19 protein-coding genes and 1 pseudogene are annotated in these 19,398 nt (G+C 65.1%); 17 read left to right on the top strand and 3 right to left on the bottom strand.

What is annotated here, in order from left to right; translation table 11 throughout:
* The first annotated feature begins 113 nt into the window (after nucleotides 1-113).
* From CRO07_RS17540 to CRO07_RS17485, 15 genes and pseudogenes are all read left to right on the top strand, one after another.
* The gene (locus CRO07_RS17540; protein WP_097031927.1) at nucleotides 114-1,121 is read left to right on the top strand and encodes a helix-turn-helix domain-containing protein; all 1,008 of its coding nucleotides are present in this window, start codon (nucleotides 114-116) and stop codon (nucleotides 1,119-1,121) included.
* A 5-nt stretch (nucleotides 1,122-1,126) separates the two neighbouring features.
* Nucleotides 1,127-1,579 (top strand): annotated as a pseudogene (locus CRO07_RS19245) (DNA cytosine methyltransferase); the annotation flags it as partial.
* A gap of 58 nt (nucleotides 1,580-1,637) precedes the next feature.
* The gene (locus CRO07_RS19240; protein ID WP_235841098.1) at nucleotides 1,638-2,210 is read left to right on the top strand and encodes a DNA methyltransferase; all 573 of its coding nucleotides are present in this window, start codon (nucleotides 1,638-1,640) and stop codon (nucleotides 2,208-2,210) included.
* Complete coding sequence (locus CRO07_RS17530; protein WP_097031925.1) at nucleotides 2,207-2,887, top strand: hypothetical protein; 681 nt, start codon at nucleotides 2,207-2,209, stop codon at nucleotides 2,885-2,887. Before CRO07_RS19240 ends, CRO07_RS17530 begins: the two co-directional genes overlap by 4 nt.
* 66 nt (nucleotides 2,888-2,953) lie before the next feature.
* A complete protein-coding gene (locus tag CRO07_RS17525) occupies nucleotides 2,954-4,492 on the top strand; it encodes a class I SAM-dependent DNA methyltransferase (protein WP_097031924.1) in 1,539 nt (512 codons plus the stop codon).
* The gene (locus CRO07_RS17520; RefSeq protein ID WP_097031923.1) at nucleotides 4,492-5,793 is read left to right on the top strand and encodes a restriction endonuclease subunit S; all 1,302 of its coding nucleotides are present in this window, start codon (nucleotides 4,492-4,494) and stop codon (nucleotides 5,791-5,793) included. The genes CRO07_RS17525 and CRO07_RS17520 overlap by 1 nt, the downstream gene beginning before the upstream one ends.
* Nucleotides 5,790-6,947 carry an XRE family transcriptional regulator gene (locus CRO07_RS17515; protein WP_097031922.1) on the top strand — a complete coding sequence of 386 codons (1,158 nt, stop codon included), beginning with the start codon at nucleotides 5,790-5,792 and terminating at the stop codon, nucleotides 6,945-6,947. The genes CRO07_RS17520 and CRO07_RS17515 overlap by 4 nt, the downstream gene beginning before the upstream one ends.
* Nucleotides 6,944-7,450, top strand: a complete 507-nt coding sequence (locus CRO07_RS17510; RefSeq protein ID WP_097031921.1) for a DUF4411 family protein — start codon at nucleotides 6,944-6,946, stop codon at nucleotides 7,448-7,450. The genes CRO07_RS17515 and CRO07_RS17510 overlap by 4 nt, the downstream gene beginning before the upstream one ends.
* A complete protein-coding gene (locus CRO07_RS17505; protein WP_097031920.1) occupies nucleotides 7,447-8,208 on the top strand; it encodes an abortive infection family protein in 762 nt (253 codons plus the stop codon). Before CRO07_RS17510 ends, CRO07_RS17505 begins: the two co-directional genes overlap by 4 nt.
* Nucleotides 8,209-8,216: 8 nt before the next feature.
* Nucleotides 8,217-9,092: a type I restriction endonuclease gene (locus tag CRO07_RS18990; protein WP_204840057.1), complete on the top strand. Its 876-nt coding sequence runs from the start codon at nucleotides 8,217-8,219 to the stop codon at nucleotides 9,090-9,092.
* A gap of 35 nt (nucleotides 9,093-9,127) precedes the next feature.
* A complete protein-coding gene (locus CRO07_RS17500; RefSeq protein ID WP_204840056.1) occupies nucleotides 9,128-11,338 on the top strand; it encodes a type I restriction endonuclease subunit R in 2,211 nt (736 codons plus the stop codon).
* Between the two features lie 84 nt (nucleotides 11,339-11,422).
* Nucleotides 11,423-11,764, top strand: coding sequence for a hypothetical protein (locus CRO07_RS18540; RefSeq protein WP_141400109.1), 342 nt, complete (start codon nucleotides 11,423-11,425; stop codon nucleotides 11,762-11,764).
* A gap of 415 nt (nucleotides 11,765-12,179) precedes the next feature.
* Entirely contained in the window at nucleotides 12,180-13,442 is a 1,263-nt protein-coding gene (locus CRO07_RS17495) for a site-specific DNA-methyltransferase (protein ID WP_097031919.1), read from the top strand.
* A complete protein-coding gene (locus CRO07_RS17490; RefSeq protein WP_097031918.1) occupies nucleotides 13,439-14,761 on the top strand; it encodes a site-specific DNA-methyltransferase in 1,323 nt (440 codons plus the stop codon). The genes CRO07_RS17495 and CRO07_RS17490 overlap by 4 nt, the downstream gene beginning before the upstream one ends.
* 21 nt (nucleotides 14,762-14,782) lie before the next feature.
* A complete protein-coding gene (locus CRO07_RS17485) occupies nucleotides 14,783-15,859 on the top strand; it encodes an HNH endonuclease signature motif containing protein (protein WP_097031917.1) in 1,077 nt (358 codons plus the stop codon).
* Nucleotides 15,860-15,863: 4 nt separating this feature from the next.
* Here the strand turns inward: CRO07_RS17485 and CRO07_RS17480 are convergent, their stop codons facing one another.
* From CRO07_RS17480 to CRO07_RS17470, 3 genes are all read right to left on the bottom strand, one after another.
* Nucleotides 15,864-16,433, bottom strand: coding sequence for a DUF3489 domain-containing protein (locus tag CRO07_RS17480; RefSeq protein ID WP_097031916.1), 570 nt, complete (start codon nucleotides 16,431-16,433; stop codon nucleotides 15,864-15,866).
* 95 nt (nucleotides 16,434-16,528) lie between these two features.
* Nucleotides 16,529-16,756: a hypothetical protein gene (locus CRO07_RS17475; protein WP_097031915.1), complete on the bottom strand. Its 228-nt coding sequence runs from the start codon at nucleotides 16,754-16,756 to the stop codon at nucleotides 16,529-16,531.
* 111 nt (nucleotides 16,757-16,867) lie between these two features.
* Nucleotides 16,868-17,083 (bottom strand): hypothetical protein, encoded by a 216-nt coding sequence (locus CRO07_RS17470; protein ID WP_097031914.1) that lies wholly within the window; start codon nucleotides 17,081-17,083, stop codon nucleotides 16,868-16,870.
* A gap of 134 nt (nucleotides 17,084-17,217) precedes the next feature.
* Between CRO07_RS17470 and CRO07_RS17465 the strand changes: the two genes are divergently transcribed.
* Together CRO07_RS17465 and CRO07_RS17460 are read left to right on the top strand one after the other, a co-directional pair.
* On the top strand, nucleotides 17,218-17,754 hold the full coding sequence (locus CRO07_RS17465; protein ID WP_097031913.1) for a hypothetical protein: 537 nt from the start codon (nucleotides 17,218-17,220) through the stop codon (nucleotides 17,752-17,754).
* Nucleotides 17,702-19,398, top strand: a 1,697-nt coding sequence (locus CRO07_RS17460; protein ID WP_097031912.1) for a phage terminase large subunit family protein, incomplete at its 3' end; no start/stop codon positions are given. The genes CRO07_RS17465 and CRO07_RS17460, both read left to right, overlap by 53 nt.

Below are 19,398 nucleotides of genomic sequence, written 5' to 3'. Positions count from 1 at the left end.
ACCCGCGCCCTGCACACGACCTCCGATTTCCCGATCATCCTCGGCAACACCGTGGGCCGCGTGCTGCGTGACGCCTACCAGGCCGCGCCCTCGGGCACCCGGAGGCCCGCGCCATGAGCCACGAGGCCACCAACTGGGCCATCAAGCAGCGCGGGTTGAAGCCCACGACCAAGATCGTGCTCTGGCACCTCTGCGACCGGTTCAACCCTGATTACGGCTGCTTTCCCTCGCAGGACCGGCTGGCGCATGACTGCGAGATCAGCCGGTCGACGCTGAACGATCACCTCGGCCAGCTGGAGGCCGTGGGCCTGCTGCGGCGGGTGCCGCGGCTCGATCCCGTGACCAAGCGCCAGCTGCCCACCCGCTACATCCTGGGGTTCGAGCCGGGCTTCACACCTGTGCCTGTGGTGCCGTGTCCGGAAATCGGACACGGGGACGGCGACGGCGCGGAAATCGGCGACATGGCAGTGGGTTCGCCCATGGATGCCAAGACCGACGCCCTGCCGTGTCCGGATTTCGGACACGGGGATGGCGCGATGCCCGTGTCCGATTTTCCGGCTGACCCGTGTCCGGAAAATGCCGAAAGCCGTGTCCGGATTTCGGACACTAACCCTGTAAGGGAACCTCTAAGTAAACCAGTAAAGGAGGAGGAGGGCGCGCAGGCGCGCGAGGGCGTTTCCGAGGAGGTGTTCGCGGACCTGCTGGCAGTGCTGGGCCTCGATCCCGCCGCGCTGCCCGGTTGGTGGCAAGGCTGGCCGCCCCGGCTGCACGTCCAGCGCTGGCGCGACGAGCTGGGGCTGACCGAGGCCGAGATCATCGCCGCAGCCGAGGCATCCCGCGAGGAGCATCCCGAACCGCCCGATGGGCCGAAGGCACTGGACCGCGCCATGCAACGCGCCGCCCAGCGCAAAGCCGAAGATGCCGGTCGCAAGCGCCGGAAGCCTAAAGCGCCCCCTGCCCCGGCTGCGCAGCCGATCACCGACCTGCCCGCCTTCTACGCCGATCTGGTCAATTCCGACCGCTACCTGCCGGTCAGCGCGATCAGCAACACGATGCGCGATGCCATGCTGGCCCGTGGGCTGGTCACGGCCGAACGCCTGCGCGAGCGCGGGGTGCGGTGAATGGCATGGTGTCACGTCCCCGGCACGGATTGTCCCTCTGCGCAGGCGGCGGAGGCCTTGATCTGGGCCTCATGCTCGCCGAGCCCGGCTATCACACCCGCGCCTTCGTCGAATGGGAGGACTGGCCAAGGGCGGTCCTCATCGCCGCCCAGCGCGCGGGATACCTCGCCCCGGCCCCGATCTGGACCGACCTGCGCAGCTTCGACGCCCGCCCCTTCCGCGGCGCCTTCGATGCCGTCCTTGCCGGATATCCCTGCCAACCCTTCAGCGCCGCTGGCAAACGCGGTGGCGCCGACGATCCGCGGCACCTCTGGCCCGACGTCGCCCGCGTCGTCAGTGAATGCCGTCCGGAATGGGTCTTCCTCGAAAACGTCTCCGGGCACGTCACCCTCGGCCTTGAAATCGTCCTCCGAGAGCTTTGGGGCATGGGCTACACGCCTGCGGCGGGCCTGTTCTCGGCGGCAGAGGTCGGCGCGCCGCATGAACGGCTCCGCATCGTCATCCTGGCCCACACCGGTGAGCCTGCATCCGGGCACCGGCCGCTACAACCCGGCCGGGAACAGCGACTTCACGCGGAAGGCCGAGGCACTGGCGCTGGGCATCGCCAAGGCCCTGCCGAACCACTGGCCGTCACCGGCCGCGCAGAACTGGAAGGGGTCGAGCGAGGCCAGCATCACCCGCACCGACGGCAAATCCCGGATGGACCTGCTGCACTACCGGGCGGAGCAGGGCTTCACCCGCCCGGTCCCGGTGACCATGCCGGATGGGCCACGGTCCTCGCCGCACGCCCCGATCTCGCGCCCGCTCTGGGCTTCGATGATTGCCTCGCATGGGCGCGTCGTCTCACGGCGGATCCTGAAGGGCCGGGCGCGGCGGCGGCTGAACCCGCTCTTCGTCGGATGGCTGATGGGCTGGCCCATCGGGCACGCGCTCTGCGACTGCTCGGCAACGGAGTTCACCCTCTGGCAGCGGCACATGCGTGGCGCTCTCTCGCAGCTGCCCATGGCCTCGGGCCCTTGGATCTGGCGGCCGACCGATGCGGCCCAGCGCCCGGCCCAGATGGATTTCCTTGAAGGATTGCAGCCATGAGCTTCCACGGTCGCGTCAGCGGCACCAGGATCAAGCGCGCGCTTGGCGTGCAGGCGGCGCTGGAATGGGCATTCCGGATCGAACAGGCGCAGCTGGAACTGCCCCTGCCCCCGGACGTCACCGAAGAAGGTTTCGGCTTCGGCCTGGAATACGTCCTGCTGCAGCGCGCGGTGCTGGGCTGCAAGATCGACGGCGGCCAGCACAAGATCGGTGGCTACACCCACGAGGACGCCGAGGTGATCGCCGCCACCGTCGCCGGGATCCCCGACAGACTCGGCGGCAAGCGCATGGCGATCCGCGTCGCCGAACTGGCCCGCGCCGGGCTGACCCCGGACTGGATGCCTGGCGCTGTGCCGCGCTGCGTGCCCAGCATCGTGAAGCAGAACCAGCATGGCACTCATGTGGGCTCCGTCGTCGTGGGCACCGAGCGCATCCGCTTGCGCGGCCCGGGCGCGCGCGCAGCATGGAAAACCATCGATGTCCTCGCATGTCCCGTCACCTTCTCCCCCCACCCACAGCAGATCGAGGCCGCCCGGCGCGGCTATGGCGACTGGTTGCAGGCGCTGGGCTGGGTCAGGGACGGTCTGATCGAATGCGGGATGCTGCGCGAGGTTGAGCTGACGAGGGCGATGCCGAAGGCAAAGCCGTGGGAAAGAACCCCGCCAAGCCGCTGTTAGCGGCTGGATTTCGCCCTCCGGCTGAAATACCGTCTAGAAAAGACTTACCGGGGGGCGGATTTCACAATGGCATCAATCGACAACGGCTCCGACCTCGGCATTGAAGCCGCCCTTTTCAAAGCCGCCGACAAGCTGCGCGGCAACATGGAGCCGTCTGATTACAAGCACGTCGCCCTTGGCCTGATCTTCCTCAAGCACATCTCGGACGGGTTCGAGATGAAGCGCCAGGCGCTGCTGGCCGAATACCCTGAAGGCGCCGAGGACCCGGACGAATACCTCGCCGACAACATCTTCTGGGTGCCGCAGGAGGCGCGTTGGTCCCACCTGCAGGCCAGCGCCAAGCAGCCGACCATCGGCAGGCTGATCGACGAGGCGATGATCGCCATCGAGAAGGTCAACCCGTCCCTGAAGGGCGTCCTGCCCAAGGACTATGGCCGCCCCGCCCTAAACGCCGTCATGCTGGGCGAGTTGATCGACCTGATCTCGGGCATCGCGCTGGGCGAGGGCAAGGACAAGGCGCGCGACCTGCTGGGCCGTGTCTATGAATACTTCCTCGGCCAGTTCGCGGGCAGCGAGGGCAAACGCGGCGGCGAGTTCTACACCCCCCGCTCGGTCGTCCGCACCATGGTCGAGATGCTGGAACCCTACAAAGGCCGGGTCTATGACCCCTGCTGCGGATCGGGCGGCATGTTCGTGCAATCGGAAAAGTTCGTCGAGGCGCACGGCGGCCGCCTGGGCGACATCGCCATCTACGGGCAGGAATCGAACTACACCACCTGGCGGCTGTGCAAGATGAACCTTGCCGTGCGCGGGATCGACGCCGACATCCGCTGGAACTCGGAAGGCACCTTCCACAAGAACGAACTGCCCGACCTGCGCGCCGATGTGATCCTGGCGAACCCGCCCTTCAACATCTCGGACTGGGGCGGTGAGCGGCTGCGCGAAGATGCGCGCTGGAAATATGGCATCCCCCCCGCGGGCAATGCGAACTTCGCCTGGCTGCAGCACATCCTGCATCACCTGTCGCCTACCGGCACTGCGGGGGTGGTGTTGGCCAATGGTTCCATGTCCTCCACCCAGTCGGGCGAGGGCGAGATGCGCCGCGCGATGATCGAGGGCGAGGTGGTCGATTGCATGATCGCCCTGCCGGGGCAGTTGTTCTATTCCACCCAGATCCCGGCCTGCCTGTGGTTTCTGGCCAAGGACAAGTCAAACGGCATCGCCCGTGACCGCAAACTGCGCGACCGGCGCGGCGAGGTGCTGTTCATCGACGCCCGCAAGCTGGGCTTCATGGTGGACCGCACCCGGAAAGAGTTTTCGGATGCCGACATCGCCCGCATCGCCGACACCTACCACGCCTGGCGGCTGGGCGAGGGCTATGCCGACGTGCCGGGCTTTTGCAAATCAGCAAGCCTTGAGGAAATCCGGTCGCACGGCCACGTCCTCACCCCGGGCCGCTATGTCGGGGCCGAGGCGGCGGAGGAGGACGAGACGCCCTTTGCCGAGCGTTTCGCGGGTTTGCAGGAGCAGCTGGAGTCGCAATTCGCTGAGGCAGAGGAATTGACGGCGACCATCCGGGCGCGGCTGGCGGGGGTCGGGTTGTGATGCCGGACTGGCCAGTTGAAAAACTCGGTGATCTTGTCGATGCTAGTCGAGGTATCTCATACGGCATTGTTCAGCCGGGCGAGCACCAGCCAGACGGAATCCCGATAGTCCGGGTTAGCGACCTGAAGGGCGACTCCGTCGAGACCGGTAAGCCTTTGCGGGTCGCGCCTTCAATCGAGGCGGCCCACAGTAGAACACGGCTTCGCGGCGGCGAACTGATAATGAGCATCGTAGGAACGGTTGGGCAAACAGCAATCGTCGACCCAAGCCTTGAGGGATGGAACGTCGCCCGTGCGGTCGCAGTAATCCCGGTGAAGCGAGAAATAGGCCCCTATTGGATCAGGCTTGCGCTGAAAGGTGGACCGGCGAGAGCGCACATCCAAGACCGGCTAAACACAACGGTGCAGGCGACTCTGAACCTGCGGGATCTCGCCAGTCTCCCTATTGTCATGCCTCCAGCACCCGAACGGGAAGCCATTGCCGCCACCCTCGGGGCGCTGGATGACAAGATCGAGTTGAACCGGAAGATGAACGCCACGCTGGAGGCCATGGCGCGGGCGCTGTTCCGCGACTGGTTCGTCGATTTCGGCCCCACCCGCGCCAAGATGGAATCCCGCGCGCCCTACCTCTCCCCCGACCTCTGGTCCCTCTTCCCCGACCGGCTGGATGATGCGGGCAAGCCGGAGGGGTGGGAGGAGAAGCCGCTGACCGATTTCTTCGCGATCATCGGCGGTGGGACACCCAAGACGTCAAACGCGGATTTCTGGGATGGGCCAATCCCCTGGTTCTCGGTGACCGACACTCCACCCAATGGCAGCGTCTTCGTGAGCGACACCGAAAAGACAATCACCGAAGCAGGCCTGAACGGAAGCTCGGCGCGTCTGGTGCCGAAGGGAACGACGATCATCTCCGCCCGTGGTACGGTCGGTAATCTTGCCGTCGCCGGGCGCGACATGACCTTCAACCAGTCCTGCTACGGCCTGCGCGGGGCGGGATCGGTTGGGGATTACGCCACCTTCCTGATTGCGCAGAATATGGTCAGCCAATTGCAGGCTATGGCCCACGGCTCGGTATTTTCCACGATCACGAGGCAGACATTCGAGTCGCTGTCGTTGCCCATGCCGACTGACAAGATACTGCGGGCCTTTGAGGACGCAGTATCGCCGCTGTTCGACAAGATTCTGGCAAACGTCCTTGAATCCCGCACCCTCGCCCAGACCCGTGACCTCTTGCTGCCAAGGCTCATGTCGGGCGAAATTCGGATCAGAGATACCGAACGTCTGGTGGAGGAGGCCGGATGACCCGCGCGCCCGTCCGTCCCGAACTGATCGCCTGGGCGCGGGAGCGGGCAGGTGTGCGCGACCCGGGCGATCTGCAGGGCCGCTTCCCGCATCTGGCGGCATGGGAAGCAGGCGAGGCGCAGCCCACGCTGAAACAGCTCGAGGCCTTTGCGCAGGCCGTCCATGTGCCGATCGGGTACCTGTTCCTGCCCGAACCGCCGCAAGAGAGGCTGCCGATCCCCGACTTCCGCACCCACGACGGGCGCGGCGTGCGGCGTGCCAGCCCCGATCTTCTCGACATGCTCTACGCCTGCCAGGAGCGGCAGGGCTGGTATCGCGAATTCGCTCTGACGGTGCGGATGCCCGAGGTGGGCTTTGTCGGCAGCGCGAGCCTGGATGACCGACCTAAGGACGTGGCAGCGCGCATGGCGCGGGTCCTCGGCTTCGATCTTGCCGCCCGGGCCGCGTGCCGCACCTGGGAAGAGGCGCTGCGTCAGTTCATCGCCCAGGCGGATGCCGCAGGCGTGCTGGTGATGGTGAGCGGTGTCGTGCTGTCCAACAACCGCCGCACGCTTAACCCCGAAGAGTTCCGCGGTTTTGCGCTGGCCGACGCGCGCGCGCCCCTGGTGTTCATCAACGGGGCCGACACGAAATCCGGGCAGATGTTCACGTTGGCGCATGAACTCGCGCATCTCTGGCTCGGCGCTTCGGCCCTGTCGGACGCCAGCGCCGCCCCCCTCAACGGCTATCGCCGCGAGGAGGTATGGTGCAACGCGGTGGCGGCCGAGCTTCTGGTTCCGCTAGACGCGCTCCGGCCAGTGATCGCGCCGCTGGAGCCGCTCGATGACGCCATGCAGAGGCTGTCGCGCCAGTTCAAGGTCAGCACTCTGGTCGTCCTCCGCCGGTTGTACGACGTAGGCGCGCTGGATCGCGCCGCTTTCGACCGCGCCTGGGTGCAGGAGCGAGAGCGCTTGCGTGAACTGGCGGGCGCGAGCGCGGGCGGCGGGGATTTCTATCGCACGACGCTGTCGCGCGTCAGCCGCCGGTTTGCCCGCGCCTTGGTCGAAAGCACGCTGGAAGGGCAGACACTGTACCGCGACGCCTTCCGGATGCTGGGCGTCAAGAAAACCGAGACGTTCAACAACATCGGGCGGGAAGTGGGGGTCATGGGATGACCCGCTATCTGCTCGACACGAATATCTTCATTCAGGCACGGAACCTGCACTACGGCTTCGATTTCTGCCCGGCGTTCTGGGAATGGCTGATCGCCCAGAACGGAACCGGCCGCGTTGCAAGCATCGACAAGGTCGGTGACGAACTGCAGGCAGGGGGCGATGATCTCTCTGATTGGGCCAACGCGCGCGGAGCGGGCTTCTTCCTGCCACCTGATGACCCGGTACTCCCAGCCCTTGGGCAAGTCAGTTCTTGGGCGACCAGCCAGACCTACGAGGCAGCAGCCATCGCAACCTTCCTCCAGGTCGCGGACTACTGGCTGGTGGCACATGCCCTTGCGCATGGTTTCGTCGTCGTCACCCACGAGGTCCCTTCGAACTCGACCCGGAAGATCAAGATACCCAATGCCTGCATAGGGTTGGGCATCACCTGCATAAGTCCCTACGAAATGCTGCGGCGCGAACGCGCCCGGTTTGTTCTCGGGCCAGCACCGAGGGCGGCATGAGTGCGGAATGGTATCCAGGGATCAAGGTCTTCTGCGCGCATTGGCGTCATGCGCCGATGCTGCAACAGACTTTCGAGACCCTCGAGCAAACCTTCGCCGAGGGGAACGACGCCTGCATCGATGCGTCTAAGGGTCTTGTCGAATGCGCTTGCCGCGTGATCATTGAGAACCTCGACGATCCGGCCAATCCGATCAAGGAATGGAAGGACAGCCCGATCAAGGCCGACACTCCGACTTTCAAGGATTGGGTTTCCGGTGCCTTGCGCCTGCTCGAACTGACGGAGAGCCGCGATGATCCTTTCAGCAAGCTCCTGTCGCAGCATTTCAAGCTGGTCGACGAGCTAGGCCGTTTCAGAAACATGGCTGGTCCGATCAGCCATGGGAAAGAAGGGTTCGCCCAAAAGCTGTCGTCCCATCACAGGCGTGCGGCCATCCTCGCGGCCGACGCCCTCGTGACCTTTCTCCATGAGGCCTATCTCGAGCGCGAACCCGACCCCGTCACCACACTCGAGCCTTACGAACGTTTCCCGAAATCGAATGCCCTCATCGACTATCATGTGGTTGCAGAAGCAACGGGCAATGATGACGGATGGCTGGAGGTCACGCTGCATCTCCCCGGAGACGAGACGCTCGACATCGCGATTGAACCTTCGCGGTTGCTTTTTGGCGTTGACCGTGAAGCCTACAAATATGTGCTGGGTTTGTGCCGCGATGCGCCAATGCCTCCTGCGGACAGTGATGCAGAGGAGGCGGCATAATGGCCACTTTGACCGAGGCACAGGTTGAAGGCGTCCTGCTCGATCAACTCGGAGGGCTTGGATACAGTCTCCTGAACGACGCGGTTTCTGGCCCCGACGGCAGCGCACCCGAGCGGGAGGCGTATTCAGACACCTTCCTCGTTGCGCGGCTGCGGGATGCGATGGCCCGGCTGAACCCCCAGATCCCAGAGGATGCGCGCGAGGATGCGCTGCGGCGGGTGGTGGCCTCCGACAGACCCTCGTTGATCGAGGAAAACCGGCGGCTGCATCGGTTAATGGTCGAAGGCGTGCCGGTCGAATACCGGGCAGAGGACGGCACGATCCGCGGAGATGCCGTGCGACTGCTGGACCCCGAGGATGGGGTGAACGACTGGCTGGCCATTGCGCAATTCACGGTGATCGAGAACGGCAACAACCGGCGCCCGGATGTGGTGGTGTTCCTGAACGGCTTGCCAGTGGGTGTTATCGAAGTGAAGAAGCCGGGGGCCGAGACCGCGACCCTCGGCGCGGCCTTCAATCAGCTGCAGACCTACAAGGCGCAGATCCCGTCAATCTTCCGTGCGAATGCCGTGCTGGTCACGACCGACGGTATCCAGGCCCGCATCGGCTCGCTGACTGCCGATCTGGAGCGCTTCATGCCTTGGCGCACAACCGATGGTGCCGAAGTAGCACCCAAGGGTGCGCCGGAAATGCCGGTGCTGATCGAAGGCGTCTTCGCGCGGGACCGCCTCTTGTCGCTGATGCAGGATTTCACGGTCTTTGGCGAGCGACCCGGCGGTCTGGCCAAGATCATTGCAGGCTATCACCAGTTTCATGCCGTGAAACGGGCGGTCGCCAGCACAGTTGAGGCGAGCCGTTCCGGGGGTGACCGCAAGGCCGGGTGATCTGGCACACGCAGGGGTCAGGCAAGAGCCTCCTCATGGCTTTCTATGCGGGCCAGTTGGTGCGCGAACCGGCGATGGAGAACCCGACGATCGTCGTCATCACCGACCGCAATGACCTGGACGACCAGCTGTTCGGCACCTTCTCGATGTGCCGCGATCTGATCCGCCAGACTCCAGTCCAGGCAGAGAGCCGAGAAGACCTGCAGAATGCCCTTTCCCGCGCCTCGGGCGGGGTGGTGTTCACGACGATCCAGAAGTTCGCTCCGGAGAAGGGCGAGGCCTATCCGCTGCTGACGGATCGGCGAAATGTTGTGGTGATCGCCGACGAAGCCCACCGAAGCCAATACGGGTTCAAGGCGCGGATCGAGAAGACTGGCGAAATCGCCTATGGCTTCGCCAAGCACCTTCGCGACGCGCTGCCAAATGCGTCCTTCATCGGCTTCACCGGCACGCCGATCGAGCAGGACGACGTGAACACCCCCGCGGTGTTTGGCCACTACATCGACGTCTACGACATCAGCCGCGCTGTCGAGGATGGGGCGACGGTGCCGATCTATTACGAAAGCCGCCTAGCTAGGATCGAGCTTCCTGAGGAGGAAAAGCCGAAGGTCGATGCCGAGATCGAGGAACTGACCGAGGACGAAGCCGTCAGCGAACAGGAACGGCTGAAGCGGAAGTGGTCCACCGTCGAGGCGCTTGTCGGGGCAGAGAAGCGGCTGCGCATGGTTGCCGAGGACCTCGTCGCCCATTTCGAGGCGCGAGTGCAGGCGATGGACGGCAAGGCCATGGTGGTCTGTATGAGCCGCCGCATCTGCGTCGACCTCTACAACCAGATCGTCGCCCTGCGGCCCGACTGGCATTCCGACGACGACAATGCCGGGCTGGTGAAGATCGTGATGACCGGATCAGCCTCGGACCCGGAAGCCTGGCAGCCCCATATCGGGGGAAAGGCGCGCCGCGATCTGCTGGCCAAGCGGGCAAAGGATCCGAAGGATGCGCTGAAGCTGGTGATCGTGCGGGACATGTGGCTCACCGGCTTCGACAGCCCATCCATGCATACGATGTACATCGACAAGCCGATGCGCGGCCACGGGCTGATGCAGGCGATTGCCCGCGTCAACCGCGTGTTCCGCGACAAGCCTGCAGGGTTGATCGTCGATTACATCGGCATCGCCCAGAACCTGAAGTCCGCGCTGGGCCAGTATTCCAAGGCGGACCAGGAACAAGCGGGGATTGACGAGGCAGAGGCCGTTGCCGCGCTGCTGGAGCGGCTGGATGTCGTGCGCTCCATGTTCCACGGGTTCGACTATTCGGCTGGATTGACCGGCACCCCGCACCAACGGCTCGTCGCACTGGCAGAGGCGTTGAACTGGATCCTCGCCAGGCAGGACGAAGCCGCCCAGCGCGAAACCGACAAGGAGGCGAAGAAGGCTTCGCACCGCCGATACCAGGACGCAGTGCTGGCGCTCTCCAAGGCCTTCGCCCTTTGCTCCGCCAGCGATACGGCCCGCGATGTCCGCGACGAGGTGGGCTTCTTCCAGACCGTGCGAGCCGCGATGGTCAAGGCGGCCGACAGTTCAGGTACGTCGGCAGCCGACCGCGACCTCGCAATCCGCCAGATCGTCAATGCTGCCGTCGCCTCGACCGAGATCGTCGACATTCTGTCGGCGGCAGGGCTGTCATCGCCGGACATCTCCATCCTGTCGGATGAGTTCCTCGCCGAAGTCGGCCAGATGGAAAAGAAGAACCTGGCTCTGGAAGCCCTGAGGAAACTGCTAAACGACGAAATCCGATCACGCAGCAAGAGCAATGTGATCGAGACCCGGAAGTTCTCGGAGCGGCTCGAAGAGGCCATCGCGCGCTACCATACCAATGCCATCAGCACGGTCGAGGTTCTTCAGGAACTGATTGCGCTGGCCAAGGACGTTCGCGACGCACGAAGCCGCGGCGAAGAGACAGGGCTGACACCAGAAGAGGTCGCATTTTACGATGCGCTGGCCGATAATCAGAGCGCGGTTGACGTGCTCGGCAACGACCAGCTGAAAATCATCGCCCATGAACTGCTGAAGGGACTCAAGGCCAACGTCAGCATCGACTGGGCGCACCGCGACAGCGCCCGGGCGCGTCTGAGGGTTCTGGTCAAGCGCATCCTTCGGAAGTACGGCTATCCCCCGGACCTTGAGGAAGCGGCAGTGCGGGGCGTTCTGGCACAGGCCGAAGCGATGCTTTCAGAGATGACACTGTGATGTGTGACTGGCCAAAAGGGCCCGATCTGGCAGGCTGTTGAGGTGGACTACAACAAAGAGCAAATCTCGAGGAGTTGAAGCGCTTTGCAGTTCGTTTCCCGTTCTTCCCTCTCAAGAACCCTTCTCGCACTTGCCGGATTGGCAGGCCCTGCAACCGCAGAGACCTACCAGTTGATCTGCGAAAACCCTCGCCGTGAATACCAAGTGCGTTTCAGCGACGGCGATACAAACATCCAAGTGGACGTACCGGAGGGAATCACGCTCTACCGCGTTCTCGCGGTGGAGGAAACGGAGGCGCGACATGTGGTGGTGGCACTGACAATGAATGATGGACCCACCGTCAGGCTTTCGCTGCGACCCTACCTGCGGATGGAATACTGGAGTGGGAACGAGCTGTTCCAAACTGATGCGTGCCGAACCCAATAGGCCGTCGCACCAACAAGGCCCCCCCTCCTCTGGTTCCTCCCCGGCGCTGAACGTATGCGGGGGGGCGCAGCGCGGCGGTTCGCTAGCGTGAGGCATTTTCACCGGGGAAGCCAGGCGGAAGCCACCTTGCGCGCTGACGCCGGAATTCGTGAGTCAGATCAGCGGCTTGCGCAATCACGATCTGGCCGGGGTCGATTCCCGGCGGGAAGCCAGGGAAGCCACCTCCGGGGATGCCAGGTGGCCGGAAGCCACCCAGGAAAGCCAATTCGTCAGAAGCTGTTGAATCCGCTTCACTTTTCGGGTTGACAGACCTGCCCCCATTGACCTACCCCTTGATCATCGAAGAATTGCGCCCGGAGGAACCCCCTCGCGGGCGCTTTTCAATTCCCCTCCCACACATCCCGAGCCCCGCCCCATGGATCTCGTCTTCGCGCCGAGCCAGGTAGAGTCCTGGCCGATTGCCAGGCTGCGCTCCTATGCCCGCAATGCCAAGATGCATGGCGACGACCAGGTGGCCAAGATTGCCGCCAGCATGGCCAAGTTCGGCTGGACCGTCCCCTGCATGGTGGCCGACGACGGCGAGCTGATCGCGGGCCATGGCCGGGTGCTGGCGGCCACCATGCTCGGGCTGACCGAGGTGCCGGTGATCCGGCTTAGCCATCTCGACGAGGCTGAACGCCGAGCCTACCGGATCGCCGACAACAAGCTGACCGAACTGGGCGAATGGGACGAGGCCCTGCTGCGCGACGAGATCGCGGGGCTCTTGGCTGAGGATTTCGACCTGACGCTCTTGGGCATCAGCGACGATGACCTTGACGCGCTGTTGCGGGATCCCGACGCGCTGGGCGGCGATGGTCCGGTCGAGGGCGAGGACGACGTTCCTGACCTGCCGGTCACGCCGGTGTCCGTGCCGGGCGACCTCTGGCAGCTGGGCGCGCATCGTTTGATCTGCGGCGACAGCACGGCGGCGGATGTGGTGGGGCAGCTGCTCGGTGATGTGCGCCCCCTGCTGATGGTCACCGACCCGCCCTATGGCGTGGAGTACGATCCCTCCTGGCGCAACCAGGCTGGGGCCGCAAAGACGAAACGCACCGGCAAGGTGCTGAACGACGACCGCGCCGACTGGCGCGAGGCTTGGACGCTGTTCCCCGGCGACGTCGCCTATGTCTGGCACGGCGCGCTGCACGCGGCGACCGTGGCCGACAGCCTGACCGCTGCTGGTTTCGCCATCCGGTCACAAATCATCTGGGCCAAGGACCGGCTGGTGCTCAGCCGCGGCGACTATCACTGGCAGCACGAACCGTGCTGGTATGCGGTGCGCGCCAAGGGCAAGGGTCACTGGGCGGGGGACCGCAAGCAGACGACGCTGTGGCAGATCGCCAACCGGGATCAGGACGCCGACACCGTGCACGGCACGCAGAAGCCGGTGGAGTGCATGCGGCGGCCGATCCTGAACAACTCCAGCCCCGGCCAGGCGGTGTATGAACCCTTCATGGGATCCGGCACCACGCTGATCGCGGCCGAGACGACGGGCCGGGTCTGCTTCGGGATCGAGTTGAACCCCGCCTATGTCGATGTCGCCATCGAGCGCTGGCAGTCCTTCACCGGCCAAGAGGCGCTGCTGGCGGAAACCGGCGAGACCTTCTCCGCCCTCAAGGCCAGGCGGCTCGCGGCATGAACTTGCCCCTCCTGCCCGGCCGGATCGAGCATTGGCCCCTGTCCCGTCTCCGCCCCTATGCCCAGAATGCCAAGACCCACGACGCCGATCAGGTGGCGAAGATCGCCGCCAGCATGGCCGAATTCGGCTGGACCGTCCCCTGCCTGGTTGCCGCCGATGGCGAGCTGATCGCTGGCCATGGCCGCGTCCTCGCCGCAGCCCAGCTGGGGTTGGCAGAGGCCCCAGTGATCGTGCTGGGCCACCTGACCGAGGCGCAGCGGCGGGCCTATCGGATCGCCGACAACAAGCTGACCGAACTGGGCGGGTGGGACGAGGCGCTGCTGCTCGAGGAACTGCGCGGGTTGATGGCCGAGGACTTCGACCTCGGGCTGATCGGGATCCCCGAGGATGAACTGGACGCGCTGCTGAACGATACCGATGACCGCGCGCCCATCGACGATGACGCGGCCGACACCATCCCCGAGGCCCCGGCCGAGCCGATCACCCGCCCCGGCGACATCTGGGCGCTGGGCGATCACCGGCTGATCTGCGGCGACGCGACCGATCCGACCGTGGTGGCCCGGCTGATGGACGGGGCACAGGCGTCGCTCATGTTCACCTCGCCACCGTATGCCCAGCAGCGCGACTATGGCGCGGCGAAGGAGAAGGTCGGTGATTGGGATGCGCTGATGCAAGGCGTCTTCGCCGCGGCTCCCGTCACCGCCGATGCCCAGCTGCTGGTGAACCTCGGCCTCGTCCATCGCGATGGCGAATGGATCCCGTATTGGGAGGGCTGGCTCGACTGGATGCGCGCGCAGGGCTGGCGGCGCTTCGGCTGGTATGTCTGGGACCAGGGGCCCGGCCTGCCCGGCGACTGGAACGGGCGCCTCGCGCCGTCGCACGAGTTCATCTTCCACTTCAACCGCCAGCCGCTGAAGCCGAACAAGACGGTCGCGAGCAAGCACGCAGGCGAACCCCTCGGCGGCGGTGGCTTGCGCGGGGCCGACGGCACGGTCCACCGCAAGACCGGTTCCGGCAACGCGATCCAGAGCCACCGCATCCCCGACAGCGTGTTCCGCATCATGCGCCACAAGGGCGGGCTGGGCGCGGCCGGATCGCACCCTGCGGTGTTCCCCGTGGCGCTGGTCGAGGCGGTTCTGGAAGCCTTCACCGCCCCCGGCGACCTGGTGTTCGAACCCTTCTGCGGCTCCGGCACCCAGCTGATCGCCGCCGAACGCACCGGGCGGCGCTGCTGCGCGGTGGAACTGGACCCGGTCTACTGCGACGTCGCGGTGCGACGGTGGGAGATGGCAACGGGGCGGACAGCCAGCCGCGATTGACCAGTTGGCCCGAACTTGCGAATGTTCGCCCAGAAGGAGAACGGGAAATCGGCCTACCGCCTTCGGCACTTGAATGGTCGAATCTCGCCGGAGCAGTTGATGCGTAGCCCTTCCATTTCGTCCCCCGGCAAAGCCGACCAACTCATTGATATCTTTGAGCGCGAGGTGGAGGTCGAATATCGGGGCGAGCGGTATCGGGTTCGCGACAATGGTTCCGCGCATCGTCTGCCCCAGAAACGGCAGAAGACCAGACCGCTTGATGACCAATGGACCTTTGGGCGGCAGGGGTTGTCCACTGGCTACATGTATCTGAGCGGCGTGCCCGTTCATCGGATCGTCTGCTGGGCTTTTCATGGCGAGCCGCCCACCGACCGCCATGTCGTTGATCACATCGACACGAACAGGGCAAACAATCGACCGGAAAACCTGCGGTGGGTCACGCGGCTGGAAAACGTGCTGCTAAACGAAATCTCTGCTCGGCGCATCGAACTGGTCTACGGTTCGATTGAAGCCTTCTTCGCTGATCCCACCCGGGTCCAGACCGATAAGGTGTTTCCCGACATATCCTGGATGCGCACCTTGACGAAGGACGAGGCGGCAGCCGCAAAAGCGCGTTTACAGGAATGGGCAAAGAGCGGCTCTGTCCCAAGCGGTGGCGCGCTGGGCGAGTGGCTTTATGGGACGAGAGAGCGGGCAAGCTATGAACCACCGCCGGAAGAATATGAGTCGCTGACACCGTCTGTTGTGCAGGTCAAATGGAAGGTGCCGACAGAATTCCCTCTTTGCCCGGAGGAGGTGACAGAGGATGGGCTCGAACGCTACGCGGAAAACCTGAAATTTGGCCGTGTTTTCGCACGAAACCATCTTTACCAGAGTTTGGTCGTGCAACATGGCATGACCGAGGACAGCCTCGTGGTCCTAACGCACGATCCTAGCGACAATGCGATCAAGGACTGGGCGGTCGCGCATGTCGGTGTCCGCGGCGAATTCTTCTACCACCGCAGCGAACACCAGTATTTTACCCTGCAGGGGGCCCTCAAAACCTTCTGTGAACTGACCGGCGATAGCTACGACGACTGCATGGACGACTACTGCTGATCGATCAGCTACCTTCGGGGAGCCGGTAAACCGTCCCCCTGCCCTCGATCTTCTCGGCGGCGATGGGCAAACCGAGCTTCTTCTTGATCGCCCCGGAAATGGCCCCCCTCGCGGTGTGGGCTTGCCAAGACGTCGCCGCGACGATCTCTGCGACTGTTGCGCCCTCGGGGCGCTGGAGCATGGCGATGATTTGCGCCTGCCTGGTGCCAGCGCGGATGGCGACGGGTTTCGCGGTGTCGGTGTCGCAGGCCATCTGCACCGGTTCCGGCTTCGGCCTCGCCTTCCGCACGCTGGCGACGGCGCTGGCCACAACCGGCTCGATCCCGATGGCCTCCAACCCGGCCTCGGTCGCGATCAGCGTGGTGCCGTGGCCATCGCCGGTCTCGCGCCACATCGGTTCGCCGCGACGCAGGTTGGCCTCGACCTCATCGAGCCAGCCGCGGGCGATCATCTTGCCGACGACCATCTTGGCAGCGGCGCCGACCAGCCCCTCGGGCAGCGGCAGGGCGAGGTTGCCGGGCCGGGTCGCGGCGCGGGACAGGATAAGGGACTGAGTGTCGGACGGGGTGGTCATCGGGGCCTCCGGGCGCTGTGGCGCGCGGTGTGCGCGCCTTCTACGGAGGCAAGCCCCGTCCTCGGACGGGGCGGCCGTCGCGCGTTGTGGGCGCGTCAGGCGGCGTGTTCGCCTTCCTTGAAGGCGCTGTCGGTCATCTGGCGCAGCAGGCACGCATAGTGCTTCAGCGTCCCGACATGGCCCCAATGGATCTCGTCGGGGTGGGTCTCGAAATGGTCGTCGCTGAGGGCCTTCAGACGCTCCAGCATCGTGTCGATTTCGGCCTTGGCGGCGATGAAGGCGTCGAGGGCTTTGGAATTGTCGGCTGCGCGGCGGGTGGTCATGGCAGGGCATCCTTCGGTGAGTTGCATCGTTCCGGTGCCAACACCATCGCTCTGTCGGGCGAATGATCGTAGGCAAATCGGAGCAATATCAGTGCTTTCTGATCGCTCCGGTCAGATCAGCCGCATCTCGGCCAGTGCGCGGCTGGCGGCACCCAGCTGGGCGGTCGGCAGTTCGATCTTGATGTGCGACAGGACGTCAGAGGCCTCGGCCGGGATCCCGCTTTCGCGGAGCGCCTGCTCGATGACCTCGGCGATGGCGTCCGGGCGGCTCAGGTCGAAACCTTCGGGAAGGGCGGAATAGTCGATGCGGATGGTGGTCGTGGTCATGGTGAAGCCCTCCTGGGATCGGCGCGATGCAGCCTGTTGATGGACAACAGAATCGCTCCAGAGGGGGAGACAATCAACGGAATTGATTATATTTTCCTGTTTATTTTCAATATCTTGATAGGCATCACGGCGCCATGAAAGGCATGAGCGAACGCGAGTATGCGGCCCATTCCGGCCTGTCTCGCGGCGGGGTGCAGAAGGCGCGCAAGAACGGTCGGCTGGTGGTCCATGACGACGGGTCGATCAATGCCGCGGCCTCGGATGTGCGGCGGGCGGAGATGACGGACCCCGACCAGCAGCGCCGCAGCTTGGGTGGCGATGGGCTGGCCAGCGGCCCAAGTGACACGACATCCTACATCAAGGCGCGCACGGCGCTGACGGTCTATGCGGCGCAGGAACGCCAGCTGGCCGTCCAGAAGAAGAAGGGCGCGCTTGTCGACCGCGCGCGGGCGGAAACGCTGGTGTTCCGCCTGGCGCGGCAAGAACGGGACGTCTGGGTGACCTGGCCCGGACGGGTGGCAGCACTTATGGCGGCGCAGATCATGGCGGAGGTGGAACGGCAATCCGGGGCATCGGTGACGATCGAGACCGCGATCATGCAGAGGGTGCTGGAAGCCCATGTCCGCGAACAGCTCGACGCCCTCGCCGACCTCCGGGTTTCCCTCGGGTAACGATGATCTGGCCGACAATGATCTGACGGCCGACCTAGACCTCGGCTTCGACGGCGCCGAGGACCTGCTGCGGGTCTGGCGGCAGGGGATGCGGCCTGATCCGAACCTGACAGTGTCGGAATGGGCGGATCAGCATCGCTGGCTGTCCTCTCGCGGCGCGGCCGAACCGGGGCGCTATCGCACTGCCCGCGCGCCCTATCTGCGCGAGATCATGGATGCGCTGTCGCCCGGCCATCCGGCCCAGCGCATCACCTTCATGAAGGCGGCGCAGGTCGGGGCCACGGAAGCGGGCAACAACTGGATCGGCTTCGTCATCCACCACGCGCCGGGGCCGATGCTGGCGGTGCTGCCGAGCCTTGAACTGGCGAAGCGGACGTCACGGGGCCGTTTGGACCCGCTGATCGCGGACAGCCCGGCGCTGCGCGAACGGGTCAACCCGGCCCGATCCCGCGATGCGGGCAACTCGATGCTGTCGAAGGAATTCCCCGGCGGCATCCTGGTGCTGACTGGCGCGAACTCGGCGACCGGCCTGCGGTCGATGCCCGCGCGCTATGTCTTCCTCGACGAGGTCGACGCCTATCCGGCCTCGGCCGACGAGGAAGGCGATCCGGTCACGCTGGCCGAGGCGCGGACCACGACCTTCTCGCACCGGCGCAAGGTGTTCATGGTCTCGACCCCCACGATCCGGGGGCTGAGCCGGATCGAGCGCGAGTTCGAGGCATCTGATCAGCGGCGCTACTTCGTACCCTGTCCGCATTGCGGCACCATGCAATGGCTGCAGTTCGACCGGCTGCGCTGGGTGAAGGGGAAGCCGGAAACCGCCGCCTACCATTGCGAGGGCTGCGAACGGCCCATCGCCGAGCACCACAAGACCGAGATGCTGGCCAAGGGCGAATGGCGGGCGACAGCGGTTTCCAAGGATCCGAAGGCCATCGGCTTCCACCTCTCCGCGCTCTATTCGCCCTTGGGCTGGAAAAGCTGGTCCGACGTCGCGCGGGAATGGCTCGCGGCGCAAGGGTCGGACGAGACGCTGCGCGTCGCGCGCAACACGCTTCTGGGCGAGACATGGGTCGAGTCTGGCGACGCGCCGGAATGGCAGCGGCTGGCGGATCGGCGCGAAGCCTGGAAGCCGGGCACCGTGCCGATGGCGGGGTTGTTTCTGACCGCGGGGACGGATGTCCAGAGGGACCGCATCGAGGTCGATATCTGGGCCTGGGGCCGGGGCATGGAAAGCTGGCTCGTCGATCACATCGTCATTCCGGGCGGGCCTGACGATCCGGCAGCCTGGGACAAGCTGACCGCCTTGCTCGGGCGCAGCTGGCAGCATGCCAACGGCGCCTCCATGACCGTGGCACGGCTTGGCATCGACACCGGGTACGAGGCCGCGGCGGTCTATGCCTGGTCGCGCAAGGTCGGGTTCGAACAGGTGGCGCCCCTGAAGGGGCTTGAGGGCTTCAACCGCGCCGCCCCAGTTTCTGGCCCGACCTATGTCGACGCCACCATCGGCGGGAAACGGCTCCGCCGCGGGGCCCGGCTCTGGTCGGTGGCCACGGCGACGTTCAAGGCGGAAACCTACCGGTTCCTGCGGATCGAACGGCCGTCTGACGAGGACCGGGCGCTGGGCGTTCTCGATGCGCCGGGGAC

Origin of the sequence: Cereibacter ovatus (assembly GCF_900207575.1) — a bacterium.
In the GTDB taxonomy this organism is placed as follows: domain Bacteria; phylum Pseudomonadota; class Alphaproteobacteria; order Rhodobacterales; family Rhodobacteraceae; genus Cereibacter_A; species Cereibacter_A ovatus.
This window is presented reverse-complemented; position numbering and strand designations above follow the sequence as displayed.